The 17,192-nt window shown below is 66.1% G+C and carries 14 protein-coding genes and 1 pseudogene; 11 read left to right on the forward strand and 4 right to left on the reverse strand.

Annotated features, from left to right (window positions below):
- Nucleotides 1-59: 59 nt before the first annotated feature.
- The 4 genes and pseudogenes from A6723_RS19100 (at nucleotide 60) to A6723_RS32700 (ending at nucleotide 4,717) form a co-directional block, all read left to right on the forward strand.
- Nucleotides 60-1,007, forward strand: a complete 948-nt coding sequence (locus A6723_RS19100) for a helix-turn-helix domain-containing protein (RefSeq protein ID WP_054910580.1) — start codon at nucleotides 60-62, stop codon at nucleotides 1,005-1,007.
- A 227-nt stretch (nucleotides 1,008-1,234) separates the two neighbouring features.
- Nucleotides 1,235-2,575 carry an alginate export family protein gene (locus A6723_RS19105; RefSeq protein WP_054910581.1) on the forward strand — a complete coding sequence of 447 codons (1,341 nt, stop codon included), beginning with the start codon at nucleotides 1,235-1,237 and terminating at the stop codon, nucleotides 2,573-2,575.
- A 1,119-nt stretch (nucleotides 2,576-3,694) separates the two neighbouring features.
- Nucleotides 3,695-3,859 (forward strand): annotated as a pseudogene (locus A6723_RS32695) (HAMP domain-containing protein); the annotation flags it as partial.
- Nucleotides 3,860-3,961: 102 nt separating this feature from the next.
- Complete coding sequence (locus tag A6723_RS32700) at nucleotides 3,962-4,717, forward strand: methyl-accepting chemotaxis protein (protein ID WP_371914065.1); 756 nt, start codon at nucleotides 3,962-3,964, stop codon at nucleotides 4,715-4,717.
- Between the two features lies 1 nt (nucleotide 4,718).
- Here the strand turns inward: A6723_RS32700 and A6723_RS19115 are convergent, their stop codons facing one another.
- Entirely contained in the window at nucleotides 4,719-4,961 is a 243-nt protein-coding gene (locus A6723_RS19115) for a DUF2790 domain-containing protein (protein WP_054910583.1), read from the reverse strand.
- A 261-nt stretch (nucleotides 4,962-5,222) separates the two neighbouring features.
- On the opposite strand from A6723_RS19115, the gene A6723_RS19120 reads away from it, so the two are divergent.
- On the forward strand, nucleotides 5,223-6,185 hold the full coding sequence (locus A6723_RS19120) for a GlxA family transcriptional regulator (protein ID WP_054910584.1): 963 nt from the start codon (nucleotides 5,223-5,225) through the stop codon (nucleotides 6,183-6,185).
- 166 nt (nucleotides 6,186-6,351) lie between these two features.
- On the opposite strand, the gene A6723_RS19125 is transcribed toward A6723_RS19120, so the two are convergent.
- Nucleotides 6,352-6,813, reverse strand: a complete 462-nt coding sequence (locus A6723_RS19125; RefSeq protein ID WP_024762520.1) for an Lrp/AsnC family transcriptional regulator — start codon at nucleotides 6,811-6,813, stop codon at nucleotides 6,352-6,354.
- 272 nt (nucleotides 6,814-7,085) lie between these two features.
- On the opposite strand from A6723_RS19125, the gene A6723_RS19130 reads away from it, so the two are divergent.
- The 6 genes from A6723_RS19130 (at nucleotide 7,086) to A6723_RS19155 (ending at nucleotide 13,815) form a co-directional block, all read left to right on the forward strand.
- The gene (locus tag A6723_RS19130) at nucleotides 7,086-8,318 is read left to right on the forward strand and encodes a 3-methyl-2-oxobutanoate dehydrogenase (2-methylpropanoyl-transferring) subunit alpha (RefSeq protein WP_054910585.1); all 1,233 of its coding nucleotides are present in this window, start codon (nucleotides 7,086-7,088) and stop codon (nucleotides 8,316-8,318) included.
- Nucleotides 8,315-9,367 carry an alpha-ketoacid dehydrogenase subunit beta gene (locus A6723_RS19135; protein WP_017518320.1) on the forward strand — a complete coding sequence of 351 codons (1,053 nt, stop codon included), beginning with the start codon at nucleotides 8,315-8,317 and terminating at the stop codon, nucleotides 9,365-9,367. The genes A6723_RS19130 and A6723_RS19135 overlap by 4 nt, the downstream gene beginning before the upstream one ends.
- Entirely contained in the window at nucleotides 9,368-10,651 is a 1,284-nt protein-coding gene (locus A6723_RS19140) for a dihydrolipoamide acetyltransferase family protein (RefSeq protein WP_054910586.1), read from the forward strand. It begins immediately after the preceding gene.
- Nucleotides 10,651-12,075 (forward strand): dihydrolipoyl dehydrogenase, encoded by a 1,425-nt coding sequence (gene lpdA / locus A6723_RS19145; RefSeq protein WP_054910587.1) that lies wholly within the window; start codon nucleotides 10,651-10,653, stop codon nucleotides 12,073-12,075. The genes A6723_RS19140 and lpdA overlap by 1 nt, the downstream gene beginning before the upstream one ends.
- A 445-nt stretch (nucleotides 12,076-12,520) precedes the next feature.
- Nucleotides 12,521-12,961 (forward strand): type II 3-dehydroquinate dehydratase, encoded by a 441-nt coding sequence (gene aroQ / locus A6723_RS19150; RefSeq protein ID WP_054910588.1) that lies wholly within the window; start codon nucleotides 12,521-12,523, stop codon nucleotides 12,959-12,961.
- A gap of 5 nt (nucleotides 12,962-12,966) precedes the next feature.
- Nucleotides 12,967-13,815 carry a shikimate dehydrogenase gene (locus tag A6723_RS19155; protein ID WP_054910589.1) on the forward strand — a complete coding sequence of 283 codons (849 nt, stop codon included), beginning with the start codon at nucleotides 12,967-12,969 and terminating at the stop codon, nucleotides 13,813-13,815.
- A gap of 143 nt (nucleotides 13,816-13,958) precedes the next feature.
- Here the strand turns inward: A6723_RS19155 and A6723_RS19160 are convergent, their stop codons facing one another.
- Both A6723_RS19160 and quiC read right to left on the reverse strand, forming a co-directional pair.
- On the reverse strand, nucleotides 13,959-14,627 hold the full coding sequence (locus A6723_RS19160) for a TetR/AcrR family transcriptional regulator (RefSeq protein WP_054910590.1): 669 nt from the start codon (nucleotides 14,625-14,627) through the stop codon (nucleotides 13,959-13,961).
- Between the two features lie 102 nt (nucleotides 14,628-14,729).
- Nucleotides 14,730-16,655 carry a 3-dehydroshikimate dehydratase QuiC gene (gene quiC, locus A6723_RS19165; RefSeq protein ID WP_054910591.1) on the reverse strand — a complete coding sequence of 642 codons (1,926 nt, stop codon included), beginning with the start codon at nucleotides 16,653-16,655 and terminating at the stop codon, nucleotides 14,730-14,732.
- Between the last annotated feature and the right edge of the window lie 537 nt (nucleotides 16,656-17,192).

Here is a 17,192-nt window from a genome sequence, read left to right on the forward strand (position 1 = left end):
GGCACAATCCTGCACGCCAGCGCTGACCGATACTCGGCGCACAACCGAGGTGAACCGTCATGACCGGCATAGCCCGCCACCAGGCAACCGACTCCGATGAACTGGCCTGCGCCCTCGCGGGCTGGAGCCAGGACTACACCCAGCTCGGCCACGGCCGCCTGCAGGCGGAGCTGCTGCATGTGCAGTTGCCGGACGCCTCGCTGATCTACGAACACTCCAACCTGCACCTGCACGAAAACATGGCGCCGCCGGCCGGCCACCTGGTGATCGGCATTCCCCTGCGCGCCAGCGACGACTCGCGCTTCAACGGCCAGGCACTGCACGACGACACCCTGCTGGTGCTCGAAGGCGGCCGCGAGCTGGAAATCTGCGCCGCCGGGGAAATCCACATGCTCGGCCTGACCTTCAGCCAGCCGCAACTGGAACGCCTGCTCGGCGCCGAGGAGCGCGAACTGTTCGAGCGCGCGCTGGAGCAACGCCGCCTGCAACTCTCACCCAGTGGCGCCGGCAACCTGCGGCGCAGCCTGTGCGGCGCCATCGCCTCCTTCGAAGAGGAGCCCTGGCGCACCGCCGATCCACAGCAGGCCGGCCACGCCGTCGCCCGCGTGCTGAGCCATGTCCTGCAGGCGCTGGAGGAAATCCTCCCCGGCAGCGCCCGCGATGGCGCGCCGCGCTCGCTGCAGCAGCATCGCCGGCTGGTACTCGCGGCCATCGACCGCATGCAGGCGGACCTCGCCCAACCACTGTCGCTGCTGGAACTGAGCCAGAGCCTGAACACCAGCCAACGCACCCTGCAGTACTGCTTCCGGCAGATCTGCCAGAGCACGCCGCAGCAGTTCTTCCTCAGCCTGCGCCTGGCCGAGGCGCGCCGCAGGCTCAAGCAGGAACCGCAGCAGAGCATCACCCACCTGGCGCTGGACCTGGGCTTTGCCAGTTCCAGCCATTTTTCGACCTTGTACAAGCGGTTGTACGCGGAACAGCCGTCACTGATCTCGCGCTCGCGCTAAATCCTGCCCCTGTAGGAGCGAGCTTGCTCGCGAACCCGCTTGACGCTGGCGCCGTCGGATGGCTCGTTCGCGAGCAAGCTCGCTCCTACAAAAAGGACCACTGTCGGATCTGGCAACCACACCCAATCACTTGGCAGACACACGCAACGGCACAACGCCAGCCCTTACTTAGCATCGGCAGAAGTCTCATCCCCCCAATCGACAATAACGAAACGGATGCCTTCGCCATGACCCACGCCGCCGTGCTGCGTCCCACCCTGCTCGCCCTGCTCATCGCCGGCGCCAGCAGCTCCGCCAGCGCCTACCAGCTGTACGCCACCGACGACACGCACCTGAACGCCGATCTTTCAGCGACCTTCGGGCTGTTCCACAGCCAGGAGCGCTACAACATGACCGGCACGCTGGATGAGGGCTCGTCCTCCTGGCAGGAAGGCTTCATCAAGTACGGCCTGAGCGGCGACCAGAAACTCGGCGACGCAGGCACCGCCTACGGCGCGTTCAACCTGCTCAGCTCCGCCACCTGGGGCGACGGCGATGCCGCTGGCTTCAGCGACGGTTCCGAGCGCACCACCAAGATCGAAGATGCCTACGCCGGCTGGCGTTCGGGCAAGCTCTTCGAGGTGCTGGGCGATGATGGCATCGACCTGTCCTTCGGCCGCCAGAACATCGTGGTCGGCGATGGCTTCCTGATCGATGGCGACGCCCTGAACATGGGCAAGGGCCTGGCCGATGGCGAATACAACCGTGGCGGCGCCTATTACCTCGCCGGCCGCCGTGACTTCGACGAAACCGCCGTGCTGCGCATCGGCGGCAAGGAAGGCTGGCGTGGCGACCTGATGCGCCTGAAGTCCGACAACCGCGCCCAGGCCAACTCCGAGCTGTACGTCGCCACCCTGGAGCACGTCGCCCCGGAAGCCACCTTCGGCCTGACCTACATCGACGTCACCGACGTCGACGAACGCTACGCCTCGCCGATCCAGCTCGACCGCAAGGACATGAAGACCTACAGCCTGCGCGCCACCGGCAATGCCGGCGTCGAAAACCTGTTCCTCTCCGGCGAATACGCCTGGCAGGACAAGGACAAGGCCCAGTACAGCGACGACCGCGAGAACGCCTGGTACCTCGAAGCCGGCTGGACCTTCTCCGACGTCGCCTGGAAGCCCTACGTCAGCTACCGCTTCAGCCGCTTCTCGGAAGGCTACGACCCGCTGTTCTACGGCTTCAGCCGTGGTTTCGGCACCTGGTTCCAGGGCGAGGTGGCGGGCAACTATTCCGGCCCGTTCAACAGCAACACCCGCGTCAACAACATCGGCGCCAAGGTCAGCCCGCTGGAGAACGTGAATATCGGCCTGCAATGGTTCGACTTCCACACCCTCGACACCGACCTGGGCAATACCGATGCCCGCGAGCTGGACCTGTATGCGGAATGGGCCGTCAACGACCACCTGATGATCATCCCGCTGGTGGGGCTGTACCAGCCGAAGAAAAGCGCCGACGAAGGCGGCACCCAGATCGGCAATGACAACAGCAACCTGTACAGCCAGCTGATGTTCTCCACCACCTTCTGACCCGAAAGCGAGCCCGCCATGCCCAGCCTCCTGACTTCTATCCAGGGTCGCATCACCTGGCTGGCGGGCCTCTGCCTGCTGCTGGTCTCCAGCGTTCTGATCGGCCTCTCGCTGTACCAGGCGCGGCAGGACAGCCGCACCATCGAGCGCGACAGCGGCGAACTCTTCGCCGCCGCCGCGCAGCACAACCTGGAAACCCAGGGCCAGGTGCAGGCGCTGCTGATCCGCGAGCGCCTGCAGAACAACCTGTTGCTGGGCGAGGGTCTGCTGCGCACCGTGCAGACCCTGCGTGCACAGCAGCGTCAGGGTGTCCTCGACCCTGCCGCGCTGCGTGCCGCACTCAACCAGTCGATGGCCGAAACCCTCGGCGCGCACCCGGAGCTGCTCGGCCTGTTCCTGGTGTTCCAGCCCGATGCGCTGGACGCCGCCGACCACCAGTTCACCGCCCGTGAAGACCTGGGCAGCAACGAAACCGGACGCTTCGCCCTCTACCTGCTGCAGAACGGCAAGGAAACCCAGCGGGTGATCGGCACCGAGCAAGTCCTCGGGGATACCACGCCCGGCCCCAGCGGCCAGCCCTACAACGCTTTCTTCACCTGCTCCACCGGGCACGCCCGCCCCTGTGTGCTAGACCCGTATTTCGACGAAGCCTCCGGCCAGCGCCGGCTGGTCACCAGCGTCACCCTGCCCTTGCTGGAAAACGGCAAGGCGATTGCCGCCATCGGCTTCGACATCGACCTCGCCACCCTCCAGCAAAGCAGCGTGGAGGGCAGCCGCAGCCTGTTCGACGGCCAGGGTCGCATCCGCATTCTCAGTCCCAACGGGCTGGTCGCCAGCGACAGCGGCGATGCGTCGAAGCTGGGGCAGAAGTTCGACGACAAGGCCGTGCTCGCCGAGATTGCCGCCGGGCGCTCGCAGTCCAGCGACGACGGCGACTCCATCAACGTACTGCACAGCCTCGCCCCGGTGCCGGATGCTGCCCCGTGGGGAATCCTGCTCAGCGTGCCGCGTTCGGTGATGCTCGCCCCGGCGGAACGTCTCAAGGGCACGCTGGACGACCTGCGCTGGCGCAGTACTGCACTGGAGATCGGCATCGGTGTCGCCGCCGGCCTGCTCGGCATGCTGCTGGTGGCGCTCACCGCGCTGGGCATCAGCCGGCCGATCCTGCGTCTGGCGCGCATGCTCGAAGACATCGCCGATGGCGAAGGCGACCTCACCCGCCGCCTCGACTACCCGCGCCGTGACGAACTGGGCCGCCTCGCCACCGCTTTCAACCGCTTCCTCGACAAGCTGCAACCGAGCATCGCCGCTGTGCAGTCAGCCACCCGCGAAGCCCATGCCACCGCCGACCGCTCCGCGCAGATCGCCCGGCAGACCAGTGACGGCATGCAGCAGCAGTTCCGCGAGATCGACCAGGTCGCCACCGCGCTGCACGAGATGTCCGCCACCGCGCAGGATTCCGCCCGCAGCGCCGCTCGCGCCGCCGAAGCCGCGCGCACGGCGGAACAAGCCTGCGATGACGGCTTCCGCACCCTCGACGCGACCAACAGCGGCATCGACCTGCTGGCCAGCGGCATGCACCAGGCCATGGCTGAGCTGCAACAATTGGCGGCCAGCAACGAGCAGATCGGTTCGATCCTGGAAGTCATCTGCGGCATCGCCGCGCAGACCAATCTCCTCGCCCTCAACGCCGCCATCGAAGCGGCGCGCGCAGGCGATGCCGGGCGCGGCTTCGCGGTGGTCGCCGATGAAGTGCGCGGGCTGGCCCGGCGCACCCAGGAATCGGTGGAGGAAATCCGCGAGGTGATCGAGAACCTGCAGGCGCGCGGCCACTCGGTCACCAGCGCGATGCAGGGCAGTTTCGCCCAGGCCCAGGGCAACGTCGACCAGGCGCGCCAGGCCATCGACGCGCTGCGGCGCATCGGCGAGGCAGTGAACCTGATCAGCGAGATGAACCTGCAGATCGCCAGCGCGGCAGAAGAACAGAGCAGCGTCGCCGAGGAGATCAACCGCAACATCGCCGGTATCCGCGACGTCACCCAGACCATTTCCGAGCACGCACAGCAGGCCGCCGGCGCCAGCCGTTCACTGAACGAACTGGCCAGCCGGCAGCAGGGATTGGTGGAGCAGTTCCGCGCCTGACTCAGATGTCGCTGCAGCGCGGGGTCTGGCGCAGGTACTTGAGGGTGTGCTGCTGGCCTTGCGAGTCCAGGTAGACCATGGTGGCCTGGCTGACTTCGCAGCGCTCGTTGGGTTGGCTGATGCTCAGCACCTTGGCGACGTCCAGCGGCATGCCGTAGTGGTAGACGGCCGCCTCATCGGCAAAGGCAGTGAAGGACAGCAGCACGGCGGGGATGGCGAACAGCGCGCAGAGAGTGGATTTCATGGCAGGCACCTCAGGGATCACGCGGGTCGCGTCGATCGTGGCCCACTGCCATAAATCTAGCTGATGCGACCTTTCCTACACAGATCGACTTCAACAACGGATTTCTTCGATTCACGCAATAATATTGCCTTGCGGGCGTACCTCTGGCTGTGATTGTGACGCCCTCCGTTGCCAGAATGGCAGCATTCGTTTCCATCGGCCGATTGCAGCCAGGCCGTTCCACCGCAAGAATGAACGCCATCGATCAGATCGGGAGGCGCCATGAAACGCGTGGCCATGCTGCTGTTCCCCGGCGTGCAGGCGCTGGACGTTTCCGGGCCGCTGGATGTGTTCGCCGAAGCCAATGCCTTCGTGCCTGCCGGCCAGGGTTATCAGGTGGTGACTCTCGCCGCACAGCCCACCCCCTTGCGCGCCTCCAATGGCCAGCTGCTGGGAGCGGATGCCGCCATCGACCAGGGCGACGGCGCGGCCGATATCCTGTTGGTGCCGGGCGGCCCGACACTGCCTGAGGAATCACCCTCAGTGGAGTTGCTCGACTGGCTGCGCATAGCCTGCGCCCAGGCGCCGCGCTACGGGTCGATCTGCACCGGCGCCTTCCTGCTTGGCCACGCCGGACTGCTGGACGGCAAGCGCGTGACGACGCACTGGAGCGATGCCCGGCGGCTGGCAGAATTGTTCCCTCTGGCGCAGGTCGAGCCGGATCGCATCCATGTCCGCGATGGCGCGCTGGTGACCTCGGCGGGCGTCACCGCGGGCATCGATCTCGCGTTGGCGCTGGTGGCGGAGGATCACGGCGCGGCGGTGGCGCTGTCCGTTGCGAAGCGCCTGCTGGTGGTCGCCCAGCGCCAGGGCGGGCAATCGCAGTTCAGCCCCTTCCTGCAGGCGCCGGCGGACGAGGCTTCGCCAGTGGCACGCATCCAGCGCTATGTGCAGGAGCATCTGGACCAGCCGCTGGGCGTGCCACAACTGGCCGCCGAAGTGGCGATGAGCCCACGCAGCTTCGCCCGCATCTTCGTCCGCGATGCGGGGGTGACGCCGGCCGAGTTCGTCCAGCGCGCCCGCATCGATGCGGCCCGTGGATTGCTTGAAGGCAGTGACCTGGCGTTGAAAGTGATCGCCTGGCGCTGCGGCTTCGGCAGCCCGGCGCGGATGCGCCTGGTGTTCGTGCAGCGCCTAGGCGTGACGCCGACGCAGTATCGCGAGCAATTCCGCCGCAACGGCTGATTTGCCTCGACGTAGGATGGGTGGAGCGCAGCGATACCCATCAATTCGGCGCGCCGCAGCATGGGTATCGCTGCGCTCCACCCCATCCTACAAAACTCGCGAACCTCTGGCTGGCGCGGCGCCCGCCTGATCGCGGATAAATCCGCTCCTACAGGGAACTACCCAGCTAGATCGGCGGCGCCGAGCGCAGCATCACCGACTTCAAGGCGAAGGCCGATTTGATCCCGGCTACGCCGGGAATCTGCGTCAGCGTATTGGTCAGGAACAGTTGGTAGGCCGACAGGTCCTTCACCACCACCCGCAGCATGTAGTCGGCGTCGCCGGTCATCTGGAAGCAGCTCATCACCTGCGGCGCCTGGACGATGCGTTCTTCGAACCGGGCGAGGTAGTCGCCGGTCTGTTTTTCCAGGGACACCGAGACGAACACACTCATGCCGCCGGACAGGCGCTCCTCGTCGAGCCGGGCGAAATAGCCCTGGATGTAGTGCTCCTCCTCCAGACGGCGGACCCGGCGCAGCGTCGGGGTCAGCGACAGGCCGATGTTCTGCGCCAGATCGCGCCAGGACAGGCGGCCATCGTCGGCCAGGGCGCGGAGGATCTTCAGGTCGGTGCGGTCGAGATCAGCCATTTTTGCTCGTACTACTCAGTGCTGTTTTTATAGTGCAAACACACTAATCCGTAAGCTCTGAGCTAGTCAATTTGGAGCAAAAAACCAATCGGTCACACCTATACTGAAACCACAACTACAACAACCGAGGACCTCACCATGAGTGATGTCACCACCCGCTGCGCAACCCTGCGCGGCACCTGCACCGTAGCCCGACCCGGCCGGGTGCGCCCGCCAGGCATGGCTTCTTCCGTCTGCTGATCCACACCCAACGATCACAACTGGAGACCGCCATGACCGACTATGCCCCACTCCGCCTGCACGTCCCCGAACCCACCGGACGCCCGGGCTGCAAGACTGACTTCTCCTACCTGCATCTTTCGCCCGCCGGCGAGGTACGCAAGCCCGCCATCGACGTCGAACCGGCGCAGACCACCGACCTGGCCTTCAGCCTGGTGCGCGTGCTCGACGAGGACGGCAGCGCCGTTGGCCCCTGGGCCCCGGAGCTGAGCCACGAGCAATTGCTGCGCGGCATGCGCCTGATGCTCAAGACGCGCATCTTCGACGCGCGCATGCTCACCGCCCAGCGCCAGAAGAAGATGTCCTTCTACATGCAGTGCCTGGGCGAAGAGGCCATCGCCACCGCCCACACCATGGCGTTGCGCGACGGTGACATGACCTTCCCGACCTACCGTCAGCAAGGCATCCTGATCACCCGCGACTACCCGCTGAAAGACATGATCTGCCAGCTGCTCTCCAACGAGCAGGACCCGCTCAAGGGCCGCCAGTTGCCTATCATGTACTCCAGCCGCGAGAAGGGCTTCTTCTCCATCTCCGGCAACCTCGCCACCCAGTTCATCCAGGCCGTCGGCTGGGGAATGGCCTCGGCGATCAAGGGCGACACCAAGATCTCGTCCGCCTGGATCGGCGACGGCGCCACCGCCGAATCCGACTTCCATACCGCCCTCACCTTCGCCCACGTCTACCGCGCGCCGGTGATCCTCAACGTGGTCAACAACCAGTGGGCGATTTCCACCTTCCAGGCCATCGCCGGGGGCGAAGGCACCACCTTCGCCAACCGTGGCGTGGGTTGCGGCATCGCTTCGCTGCGGGTGGACGGCAACGACTTCCTCGCGGTCTACGCCGCCTCGCAATGGGCCGCCGAGCGCGCCCGCCGTGGCCATGGCCCGAGCCTGATCGAGTGGGTCACGTATCGCGCCGGCCCGCATTCCACCTCGGACGATCCATCCAAGTACCGCCCCGCGGACGACTGGACCAACTTCCCCCTGGGCGACCCCATCGCCCGCCTGAAGCAACACCTGGTCGGCCTCGGCATCTGGTCCGACGACCAGCACGAAGCGCTGAAGAAGGAACTGGAAGCCGAAGTGATCGCCGCGCAGAAAGAGGCCGAGCGCCACGGCTCGCTGGTCGACGGCCACGTGTTCAGCGCCGCCAACCTGTTCGACGACGTCTACAAGGACCTGCCGGAGCACCTGCGCCGGCAGCGCCAGGAGCTTGGGGTATGAATGCCATGAACCCGCAACACGAGAACGCCCAGGCCGTCACCAGCATGACCATGATCCAGGCGCTGCGCTCGGCGATGGACGTAATGCTGGAGCGCGACGACAACGTCGTGGTGTTCGGCCAGGACGTCGGCTACTTCGGCGGCGTGTTCCGCTGCACCGAGGGCCTGCAGAAGAAGTACGGCACCTCCCGCGTATTCGACGCGCCGATCTCCGAGAGCGGCATCATCGGCGCCGCCGTGGGCATGGGCGCCTACGGCCTGCGCCCGGTGGTGGAAATCCAGTTCGCCGACTACGTCTACCCGGCCACCGACCAGTTGGTATCGGAAGCTGCGCGCATCCGCTACCGCTCGGTGAACGACTTCACCGTGCCCATGGTGGTGCGCATGCCCTGCGGCGGCGGCATCTACGGCGGGCAGACGCACAGCCAGAGCCCGGAGGCGATGTTCACCCAGGTCTGCGGCCTGCGTACCGTCATGCCGTCCAACCCGTACGACGCCAAGGGCCTGCTGATCGCCTGTATCGAGAACGACGACCCGGTGATCTTCCTCGAACCCAAGCGCCTGTATAACGGCCCGTTCGACGGCCACCACGACCGCCCGGTGACGCCCTGGTCCAAGCACCCGGCCAGCCAGGTGCCCGAGGGCTACTACAGCGTCCCGCTGGACAAGGCCGCCATCGCCCGCCCCGGCTCCGAGCTGACCGTGCTGACCTACGGCACCACCGTCTACGTGGCCCAGACCGCCGCCGAGGAAACCGGCATCGACGCCGAGATCATTGACCTGCGCAGCCTCTGGCCGCTGGACCTGGACACCATCGTCGAGTCGGTGAAGAAGACCGGCCGCTGCGTCATCGTCCACGAAGCCACGCGCACCTGTGGTTATGGCGCCGAGCTGATGTCACTGGTGCAGGAGAACTGCTTCCACCACCTCGAAGCCCCGATTGCCCGCGTCACCGGTTGGGACACGCCCTACCCGCACGCCCAGGAATGGGACTACTTCCCCGGCCCCGCACGCGTCGGCGCGGCCTTCAAGCGCGCCATGGAGGTCTGAATGGGCACTCACGTCATCAAGATGCCGGACATCGGCGAAGGCATCGCCGAGGTCGAGTTGGTGGAGTGGCATGTCCAGGTCGGCGACGAGGTCCACGAGGACCAGTTGCTGGCGGAAGTCATGACCGACAAGGCCACCGTGGAAATCCCCTCGCCGGTGGCCGGCAAGATCCTCGCCCTGGGCGGCGTACCGGGCCAGGTCATGGCCGTGGGCGGCGAGCTGATCCGCCTGGAAGTGGAAGGCCACGGCAACCACAAGGAGGCCGCGCAGCCGAAGGCACAGGAACAAGCACCAACCCAGCCGGCGGCCAAGCCTGAGCCGGTCGCCGAGGCGGCCAAGATTGAGCCCCGCGTCGAGAACAAACCCGTCGCCCCGGCCGCGCGCCCTGCTCCGTCGCCGGCTCCGCGCCGCGCGCCAGGTGAGAAGCCGCTGGCTTCGCCGGCCGTGCGCCAGCGTGCCCGCGACCTGGGCGTGGAATTGCAGTTCGTCCAGGGCAGCGGCCCGGCCGGGCGCATCCTCCGGGAAGACCTGGAGCACTTCCTCGAACACGGCGGCGCGACCATTGCCTCCGGCTACGCCGCGCGCCATGACGAGCACCAGATCCCGGTAATCGGCCTGCGCCGCAAGATCGCGCAGAAGATGGCCGAGGCCAAGCGGCGCATCCCGCACTTCAGCTACGTCGAGGAAATCGACGTCACCGACCTGGAAGCCCTGCGCGTCCATCTCAACACCAAGCACAGCGCGGCGCGCGGCAAGCTCACCCTGCTGCCCTTCATCGCCCGCGCCATGGTCGTCGCCCTGCGCGACTTCCCGCAGCTCAATGCGCGCTATGACGACGATGCCGACGTGATCACCCGCTACGGCGCGGTGCACCTGGGCGTCGCCACCCAGAGCGACAACGGCCTGATGGTGCCGGTGCTGCGCAACGCCGAATCCCGCGACCTGTGGGGCAACTCCGCAGAAGTCGCGCGCCTCGCCGAAGCGGCACGGCATGGCAAGGCCAGCCGCGAGGAACTGTCCGGCTCGACCATCACCCTGAGCAGCCTCGGTGCGCTCGGCGGGATCGTCAGCACACCGGTGATCAACTACCCGGAGGTGGCCATCGTCGGCGTCAACCGCATGGTCGAGCGGCCGATGGTGATCAATGGGCAGATCATCGTGCGCAAGATGATGAACCTGTCTTCCTCCTTCGATCACCGGGTGGTCGACGGCATGGACGCAGCGGCCTTCATCCAGGCCGTGCGCGCCCTGCTCGAACATCCCGCCACCCTGTTCATCGACTGATGAGTGGAGCCAGAGACGTGAAACAGAACCAGACTCTCGAAACCACCCTGCTGGTGATCGGTGGCGGCCCCGGCGGCTATGTCGCGGCGATCCGCGCCGGCCAGCTGGGCATCCGCACCGTGCTGGTGGAAGGCGCCTCGCTCGGCGGCACCTGCCTGAACATCGGCTGCATCCCGTCCAAGGCGCTGATCCACGCCGCCGAGGAATACCTCAAGGCCCGCGAATTCGCCGGCAAGTCGCCGCTGGGCATCAGCGTGCAGGCGCCGAGCATCGACATCCAGCGCACCGTGGAATGGAAGGACGGCATCGTCGACCGCCTGACCACCGGCGTTGCCGCGCTGCTGAAGAAGCACGGCGTCACCGTGGTCAACGGCTGGGCCAGGATCGTCGACGGCAAGACCGTCGAAGTCGATCTCAGCGAAGGCGGCACCCAGCACATCCACACCGAGCACCTGCTGCTGGCGGCCGGTTCGAAATCCGTCGAGCTGCCCTTCCTGCCGGTGGGCGGCAACGTGATTTCCTCCACCGAAGCCTTGGCGCCCAAGGCCCTGCCCAAACGCCTGGCGGTGGTGGGCGGCGGCTACATCGGCCTGGAACTGGGCACCGCCTACCGCAAGCTCGGCGTTGAGGTCACGGTGGTGGAAGCGCAGCCGCGCATCCTGCCGACCTACGACGAGGAGCTGACCAAGCCGGTGGCCAACGCCCTGCGCAAGCTCGGCATCGAGCTGTACCTGGGCCACAGCGTGATGGGCCTGGAGCCGGACGGCAAAGGCCTGCGCGTGCAGGATGGCGCCGGATCGCAACGGGTGATCGAGACTGACCAGGTGCTGGTCGCCGTCGGCCGCCACCCCAATACCGCCGGCTGGAACCTCGACACCCTGCGCCTGGACATGAACGGCCGCGCCGTGCGCATCGACGAACAATGCCGCACCTCCATGCGCGACGTCTGGGCCATCGGCGACATCGCCGGCGAGCCCATGCTGGCCCACCGCGCCATGGCCCAGGGCGAGATGGTCGCCGAGATCATCGCCGGCAAGCGCCGCGCCTTCACCCCGACGGCGATCCCGGCGGTGTGCTTCACCGATCCGGAAGTGGTGGTGGTCGGCCTGTCGCCCGAGCAGGCACAGGGCGCTGGCTACGAGGTGCTGACGGCGAACTTCCCGTTCGCTGCCAATGGCCGCGCCATGACCCTGGAATCCGGCGACGGTTTCGTCCGCGTGGTGGCGCGCAAGGACAACCACCTGATCCTCGGCTGGCAGGCGGTGGGCAAGGCGGTGTCGGAGCTGTCCACGGCGTTCGTGCAGTCCCTGGAAATGGGCGCCTGCCTGGAAGACATCGCCGGCACCATCCACGCCCATCCAACCCTTGGCGAAGCCGTGCAGGAAGCTGCGCTGCGCGCGCTGGGGCATGCCTTGCACGTCTGAAGCCTGCACTCTCCAAGGTTGATAGCCTCCAGGCTTCCCCCTCTGACCCGCCGATTGGCGGGTCTTTTTTTTGCAGGACCGAGGGGCGCCCAGTCCTCCCACGCGAACCTGTCGCCCCACGGCGGAAGTTTGTTCGCGAGCAAGCTCGCTCCTACAGGGGCATCGTGCTCCCTGGAAAACCTCGGCGGGCTTGAACCGATCACCGGCGGAGCCCGCTCCTACCGATGGTCGATCACCGCACGGAATGTGATTCTGCACACCTGTGCACAGGGGATCACGTAGCCTGGTGAATCATCAACGTTTCCGGCGTTTTGACGAGTTATAGGGAATTTTCGTCACCATCTCCGCATCACCGCCCCCGCATTGACCAAATTAACCATTTGGTACATTTTGCTCCTACAGGCCTTTCCTCTACGGCCATACAAGAACAACGGAGCCATTCCCCATGCCCCACATCCTGCTCGTGCTCAACGGGCCGAACCTAAACCTGCTCGGTACCCGTGAGCCGGCCACCTATGGCCACGAAACCCTCGACGACATCGCCGCGCTCTGCCAGCGCACCGGTGCAGAGAGCGGCCTGCAGATCGAATTCCGCCAGACCAACCACGAAGGCGAGCTGATCAACTGGATTCACCAGGCGCGCGGCCGCTGCGCCGGCATCCTGATCAATCCCGCTGCCTGGACACACACCTCGGTGGCGATCCGCGATGCGCTGGCCGCCGTGGAATTGCCGGTGATCGAAGTGCACCTGTCCAACGTGCACAAGCGGGAAGAATTCCGGCACCACTCGTTCATCTCCGCTATCGCCGTGGGCGTGATCGCGGGGCTGGGCAGCGACGGTTACCGCGCCGGCATCCAGCACTTCACCAAGTTGCTGCAGGAGTGAGCCCGATGAGCGAGCACCGCACCGTCCTGGCCGGCCTGATCGGCGCCGGCATCCAGGCTTCGCGCACCCCGGCGCTGCACGAGCGCGAAGGCGACGCCCAGGGTTTTCGCTACCTCTACCGGTTGATCGACCTGGACACCCTGGGCATCGACTCAGCCGCCCTGCCCGATTTGCTCGCCGCCGCCGAGCGCATGGGCTACACCGGGCTGAACATCACCTTTCCCTGCAAGCAGGCGGTGATTCCGCTGCTGCACGAACTCTCCGATGAAGCGCGCGGCATCGGTGCGGTGAATACCGTGGTACTGCGTGACGGCAGACGCATCGGTCACAACACCGACTGCCTGGGTTTTGCCGAAGGCTTCCGGCGCAACCTCAGCGATGCGCCGCGCGAACGTGTGGTGCAACTGGGGGCCGGTGGCGCGGGCGCTGCGGTAGCGCATGCGCTGCTCAGCGAAGGCGTGGCGCAATTGACCATCTTCGAGGTGGACGCAGCCCGCGCTCAGGCGCTGGCGGACAACCTCAACGCCCACTTCGGTGACCAACGTGCGCAGGTCGGTCATGACCTGGCCGGTGCGCTCGCCGAGGCAGACGGGCTGGTCAACACCACGCCAGTCGGCATGACCAAGCTGCCCGGCGCGCCGCTACCGCTGGAGTTTCTGCACTCGCGCCTGTGGGTGGCGGAGATCATCTATTTCCCGCTGGAGACCGAACTGCTCCGCCACGCCCGCAGCCTTGGCTGCCGCACGCTGGATGGCGGCAACATGGCGGTGTTCCAGGCGGTGAAGGCGTTCGAGCTGTTCAGTGGTGTCGAGGCCAACGCGCAAAGGATGCTGGCGCACTTCGCTGCGATGTAGTGCGATGCCCTGGATCGGTGAATACCCGATTCGCGAGCAAGGACTAGGCGTCCCCCTCGCTCCTACAGCCCCCCTGGGAATGCGGTGCCGATGGTAGGAGCGAGCTTGCTCGCGAACAGCCTTCGCTCCAGATCCAGATCTGGTTACGGCTGCACGTAGCGCAACACCGCCTCAATGATCATGTCCTTGTGCCGCGCCTTGATCGCCGGGTCTTCCAGCTCGACCTGGAACAGCGACCCGACCGTGTGGCGGTTGGACACGCGATAGAAGCAGAACCCGCTGATCAGCATGTGCACGTCGATGGCCGGCAGGCCGGCGCGGAAGGCGCCGCTGGCGGCGCCGCGCTGGAGGATGTCCTCGATGGTGCGCAGGATGTTGCTGTTCATCGAACGGATCGCCTCGGAGCCGGAGGCGAACTGGCCGTAGTGGATGTTCTCGATACTGACGATGCGCACGAAATCGACGTTGCGGTCGTGGTGGTCGAAGGTGAAATCCACCAGCCGGCGCATGGCTTCCAGCGGCTCCAGTTCGGCCAGGTGCAGTGTCTGCTCGGTACCGCGGATATCGCCGTAGAGCTTCTCCAGCACGGCCTGGTAGAGCTGTTCCTTGCTGCCGAAGTAGTAGTAGATCATCCGCTTCGAGGTGTTCATGCGCTCGGCGATGGCGTCCACCCGCGCACCGGAAAGGCCCTGCTGGACGAACTCGACGATGGCCGCCTGGAGAATATCCTCGCGGGTCTTCTCCGGGTTGTTCTTGCGGCCCCGGCGGGCGGTTTCGGCAGGAATAGGCTGGGTGGCGCTGTCGGCAGTCATGGGCTTGGGCATCGGTCCGCCGGCGCCAGGGCGCCGGCTGTGCGGTGAAAGGATGCGCGGATTATGCGCGCCCCCGCGCCCTTCAGGCAAAGCGCAGCAGGCTCAGACCTTCCGCCGGCGCGTGGTGCCGTTGCGTGCCTGTGCCATGGCCGCCAGGCGCACGGCGACGTTGGCTGCGCCGTATCCCGCATAGCCGCCGCGACGCTGGATGATCTCGAAGAAGAAGCGCCCCTCGAACGGTTCGGTATAGACGTGGTACAGCTCGCCGCCATTGGCATCGCGGTCGTAGAGCACGTTGAAGTAGGCCAGCTCGCTGAGGAACTCGTCGTCGAAGTCGAAGCGAGCGGCGAGATCGTCATAGTAGTTGAGCGGAATATCCAGCAGGGGAACACCGGCGTCCTTCGCCCGCGCCACCTCGGCGAAGATGTCCTCGCAGGCGAAGGCGATGTGGTGCACACCGGAGCCGCGGTAACTGGACAGCGCGTGGGAGATGGCGGTGTTGCGGTTCTCCGAGATGTTCAGCGGCAACCGCACACTGCCGTTGGCGCTGCGCAGGGCGCGGCTCTTCACCAGGCCATAGGGATCGGGCAGCACCACTTCGTCGTCGGCCTCGAAGTCGAACAGGCCTTTATAGAACAGCACCCAGCTGTCCAGCCCATCCGCCGGCAGGGCCATGGCCATGTGGTCGATGCGCTGCAAGCGGCCGCTCGGCTTGGCCTCGGGGTCAAGACGAAAGTCCACGTCATAGATGGTCTGCCCGTTGGCGCGCTCTCCCACCAGGTGCTCTTCAACCAAGTAGATCAGGCTGCCGTCCGGCGCACGCACCGCAGGAATCTCCCGCTCGTTGGGGCCGACCAGCCCGCGATACGGCTGGCCCTTGTAGCCCTGCGCACGCTCCAGCGCGCTGGCGGCGTCCCGCACGCGCAACGCGGTGGCGCACAGCGACGGGCCGTGGGCCTCGAAGAAGCTGTGGCCGAAGGAATAGGGTTCGGCATTGAGTACGATGTTGATATCACCCTGGCGCAGCAGGCTCACCGCCTTGGAGCGGTGTTCGCCGGCGCGGGCAAAGCCCAGGCGCTCCAGCCAGTTGGCAAGGCGCGCGCCAAGGGCTTCGTCGACGGCGAATTCGAGGAACTCCACACCCTCCAGCTGGCTGGCCGGTGGCGGCGCGAACAGGCAGTCCAGCTGCTCCTGCGGCATGCCTTCGCCGAGCAGGCGATCGCGGGTCTTCTCTTCCAGGTACAGCAGCGAGCGCAGACCATCGGCGGCATTGGCGCGCGGCGGCGCGGCGCGGAAGCCATCGTTGAAGATTTCCAGCGACAGCGGCCCGCGATAACCACTCTTCAGGATCGGCCCGAGGAAGCCCGGCAGGTCGAATTCGCCCTGCCCGGGGAAGTTGCGGAAGTGCCGGCTCCACTCCAGCACGTCCATGGCCAGGATCGGCGCGTCGGCCATCTGCACGAAGAAGATCTTCTCCCCCGGAATCTGCGCGATGCCGGCCGGGTCACCCTTGAGCGATAGCGTGTGGAAGCTGTCGAGGATCACACCCAGCGCCGGGTGGTCCACCTCGCGCACCAGGTCCCAGACCTGCTGCCAGGTGTTCACATGACGCCCCCAGGCCAGGGCTTCGTAGCCCACGCGCAGCCCGCGGGCACCCGCACGCTCGGCGGCGAGGCCGAGGTCCTCGAGGAGGAATTCGCGCTCGCCCAGGGAGTCGGCCGCAACGTTGCTGCACATCAGCACCAGGTCGGTGCCCAGCTCCTGCATGAGGTCGAACTTGCGCTCCAGGCGGTCGAGGTTGCGCGGCAGGCGATCGCGACGGCAGCCCTCGAAATCGCGAAACGGCTGGAACAGGGTGATCGCCAGCCCCAGGTCGGCACACAGGCGGCGCACGTCGCGCGGGCTGCCGCCATGGTAGAGAAGATCGTTCTCGAAGATTTCCACGCCGTCGAAACCGGCGGCGGCGATGGCTTCGAGCTTGTCCGGCAGGGTTCCGCTGAGGGAAACGGTGGCGATCGAACGTTGCATCGGTGGACTCCTGCCGGGCGGGGTGAGGGGCTTGTTGGAATCGGTCTCCGGCTGAGTCTGATTATTCTGGCGGTCCGGGCCGGCAGCAATTTAAAGTGTACTAACTGGTTAGTTTTGTGTTCGATTACCGAACCAAAGGCCGTTTATCGAATTGACGCTGTTACGGCCGCTGCTCAAGATTTAGCCACGTCGACGCAACCCGGCTGCTCCCCCGGCACTGCCTTCACCGGGCTCTTTATCGAAGAGAAGTCCCTCAGCCGCTGCGAGATGGCCTGCGTGTCATCCATAACAATTTCAAGAACGGGTAAATGCTCATGTACGTACCTCCCCCTCGCCTCGCCGCCTCCATTCCCCACCGCCAAACCATCCTGGCCCGCCTGATGCCGGGTTTGTGCACACTGCTCGGCCACTGCCGCGCGCACTGATTTTCGCCAGCCACCGCACGTCTTTCCTGCAGCTCTAGCCGATCGGCGGTGGAGCACGCGGGCCGCCTGCGGCACGACAATAATTCCCGAGGCTGCGCGTCAGCCCGATAAC

The sequence above is a fragment of the Pseudomonas sp. AU11447 genome, assembly GCF_001672555.2.
In the GTDB taxonomy this organism is placed as follows: domain Bacteria; phylum Pseudomonadota; class Gammaproteobacteria; order Pseudomonadales; family Pseudomonadaceae; genus Pseudomonas; species Pseudomonas nitroreducens.

Bases quoted from the DNA above. Each gene is read 5' to 3' on its own strand.
- A6723_RS19100 (WP_054910580.1), top strand. From the start codon at position 60: ATGACCGGCATAGCCCGCCACCAGGCAACCGACTCCGATGAACTGGCC.
- A6723_RS19105 (WP_054910581.1), top strand. From the start codon at position 1,235: ATGACCCACGCCGCCGTGCTGCGTCCCACCCTGCTCGCCCTGCTCATC.
- A6723_RS32700 (WP_371914065.1), top strand. From the start codon at position 3,962: ATGCAGCAGCAGTTCCGCGAGATCGACCAGGTCGCCACCGCGCTGCAC.
- A6723_RS19115 (WP_054910583.1), bottom strand. From the start codon at position 4,961: ATGAAATCCACTCTCTGCGCGCTGTTCGCCATCCCCGCCGTGCTGCTG.
- A6723_RS19120 (WP_054910584.1), top strand. From the start codon at position 5,223: ATGAAACGCGTGGCCATGCTGCTGTTCCCCGGCGTGCAGGCGCTGGAC.
- A6723_RS19125 (WP_024762520.1), bottom strand. From the start codon at position 6,813: ATGGCTGATCTCGACCGCACCGACCTGAAGATCCTCCGCGCCCTGGCC.
- A6723_RS19130 (WP_054910585.1), top strand. From the start codon at position 7,086: ATGACCGACTATGCCCCACTCCGCCTGCACGTCCCCGAACCCACCGGA.
- A6723_RS19135 (WP_017518320.1), top strand. From the start codon at position 8,315: ATGAATGCCATGAACCCGCAACACGAGAACGCCCAGGCCGTCACCAGC.
- A6723_RS19140 (WP_054910586.1), top strand. From the start codon at position 9,368: ATGGGCACTCACGTCATCAAGATGCCGGACATCGGCGAAGGCATCGCC.
- lpdA (WP_054910587.1), top strand. From the start codon at position 10,651: ATGAGTGGAGCCAGAGACGTGAAACAGAACCAGACTCTCGAAACCACC.
- aroQ (WP_054910588.1), top strand. From the start codon at position 12,521: ATGCCCCACATCCTGCTCGTGCTCAACGGGCCGAACCTAAACCTGCTC.
- A6723_RS19155 (WP_054910589.1), top strand. From the start codon at position 12,967: ATGAGCGAGCACCGCACCGTCCTGGCCGGCCTGATCGGCGCCGGCATC.
- A6723_RS19160 (WP_054910590.1), bottom strand. From the start codon at position 14,627: ATGACTGCCGACAGCGCCACCCAGCCTATTCCTGCCGAAACCGCCCGC.
- quiC (WP_054910591.1), bottom strand. From the start codon at position 16,655: ATGCAACGTTCGATCGCCACCGTTTCCCTCAGCGGAACCCTGCCGGAC.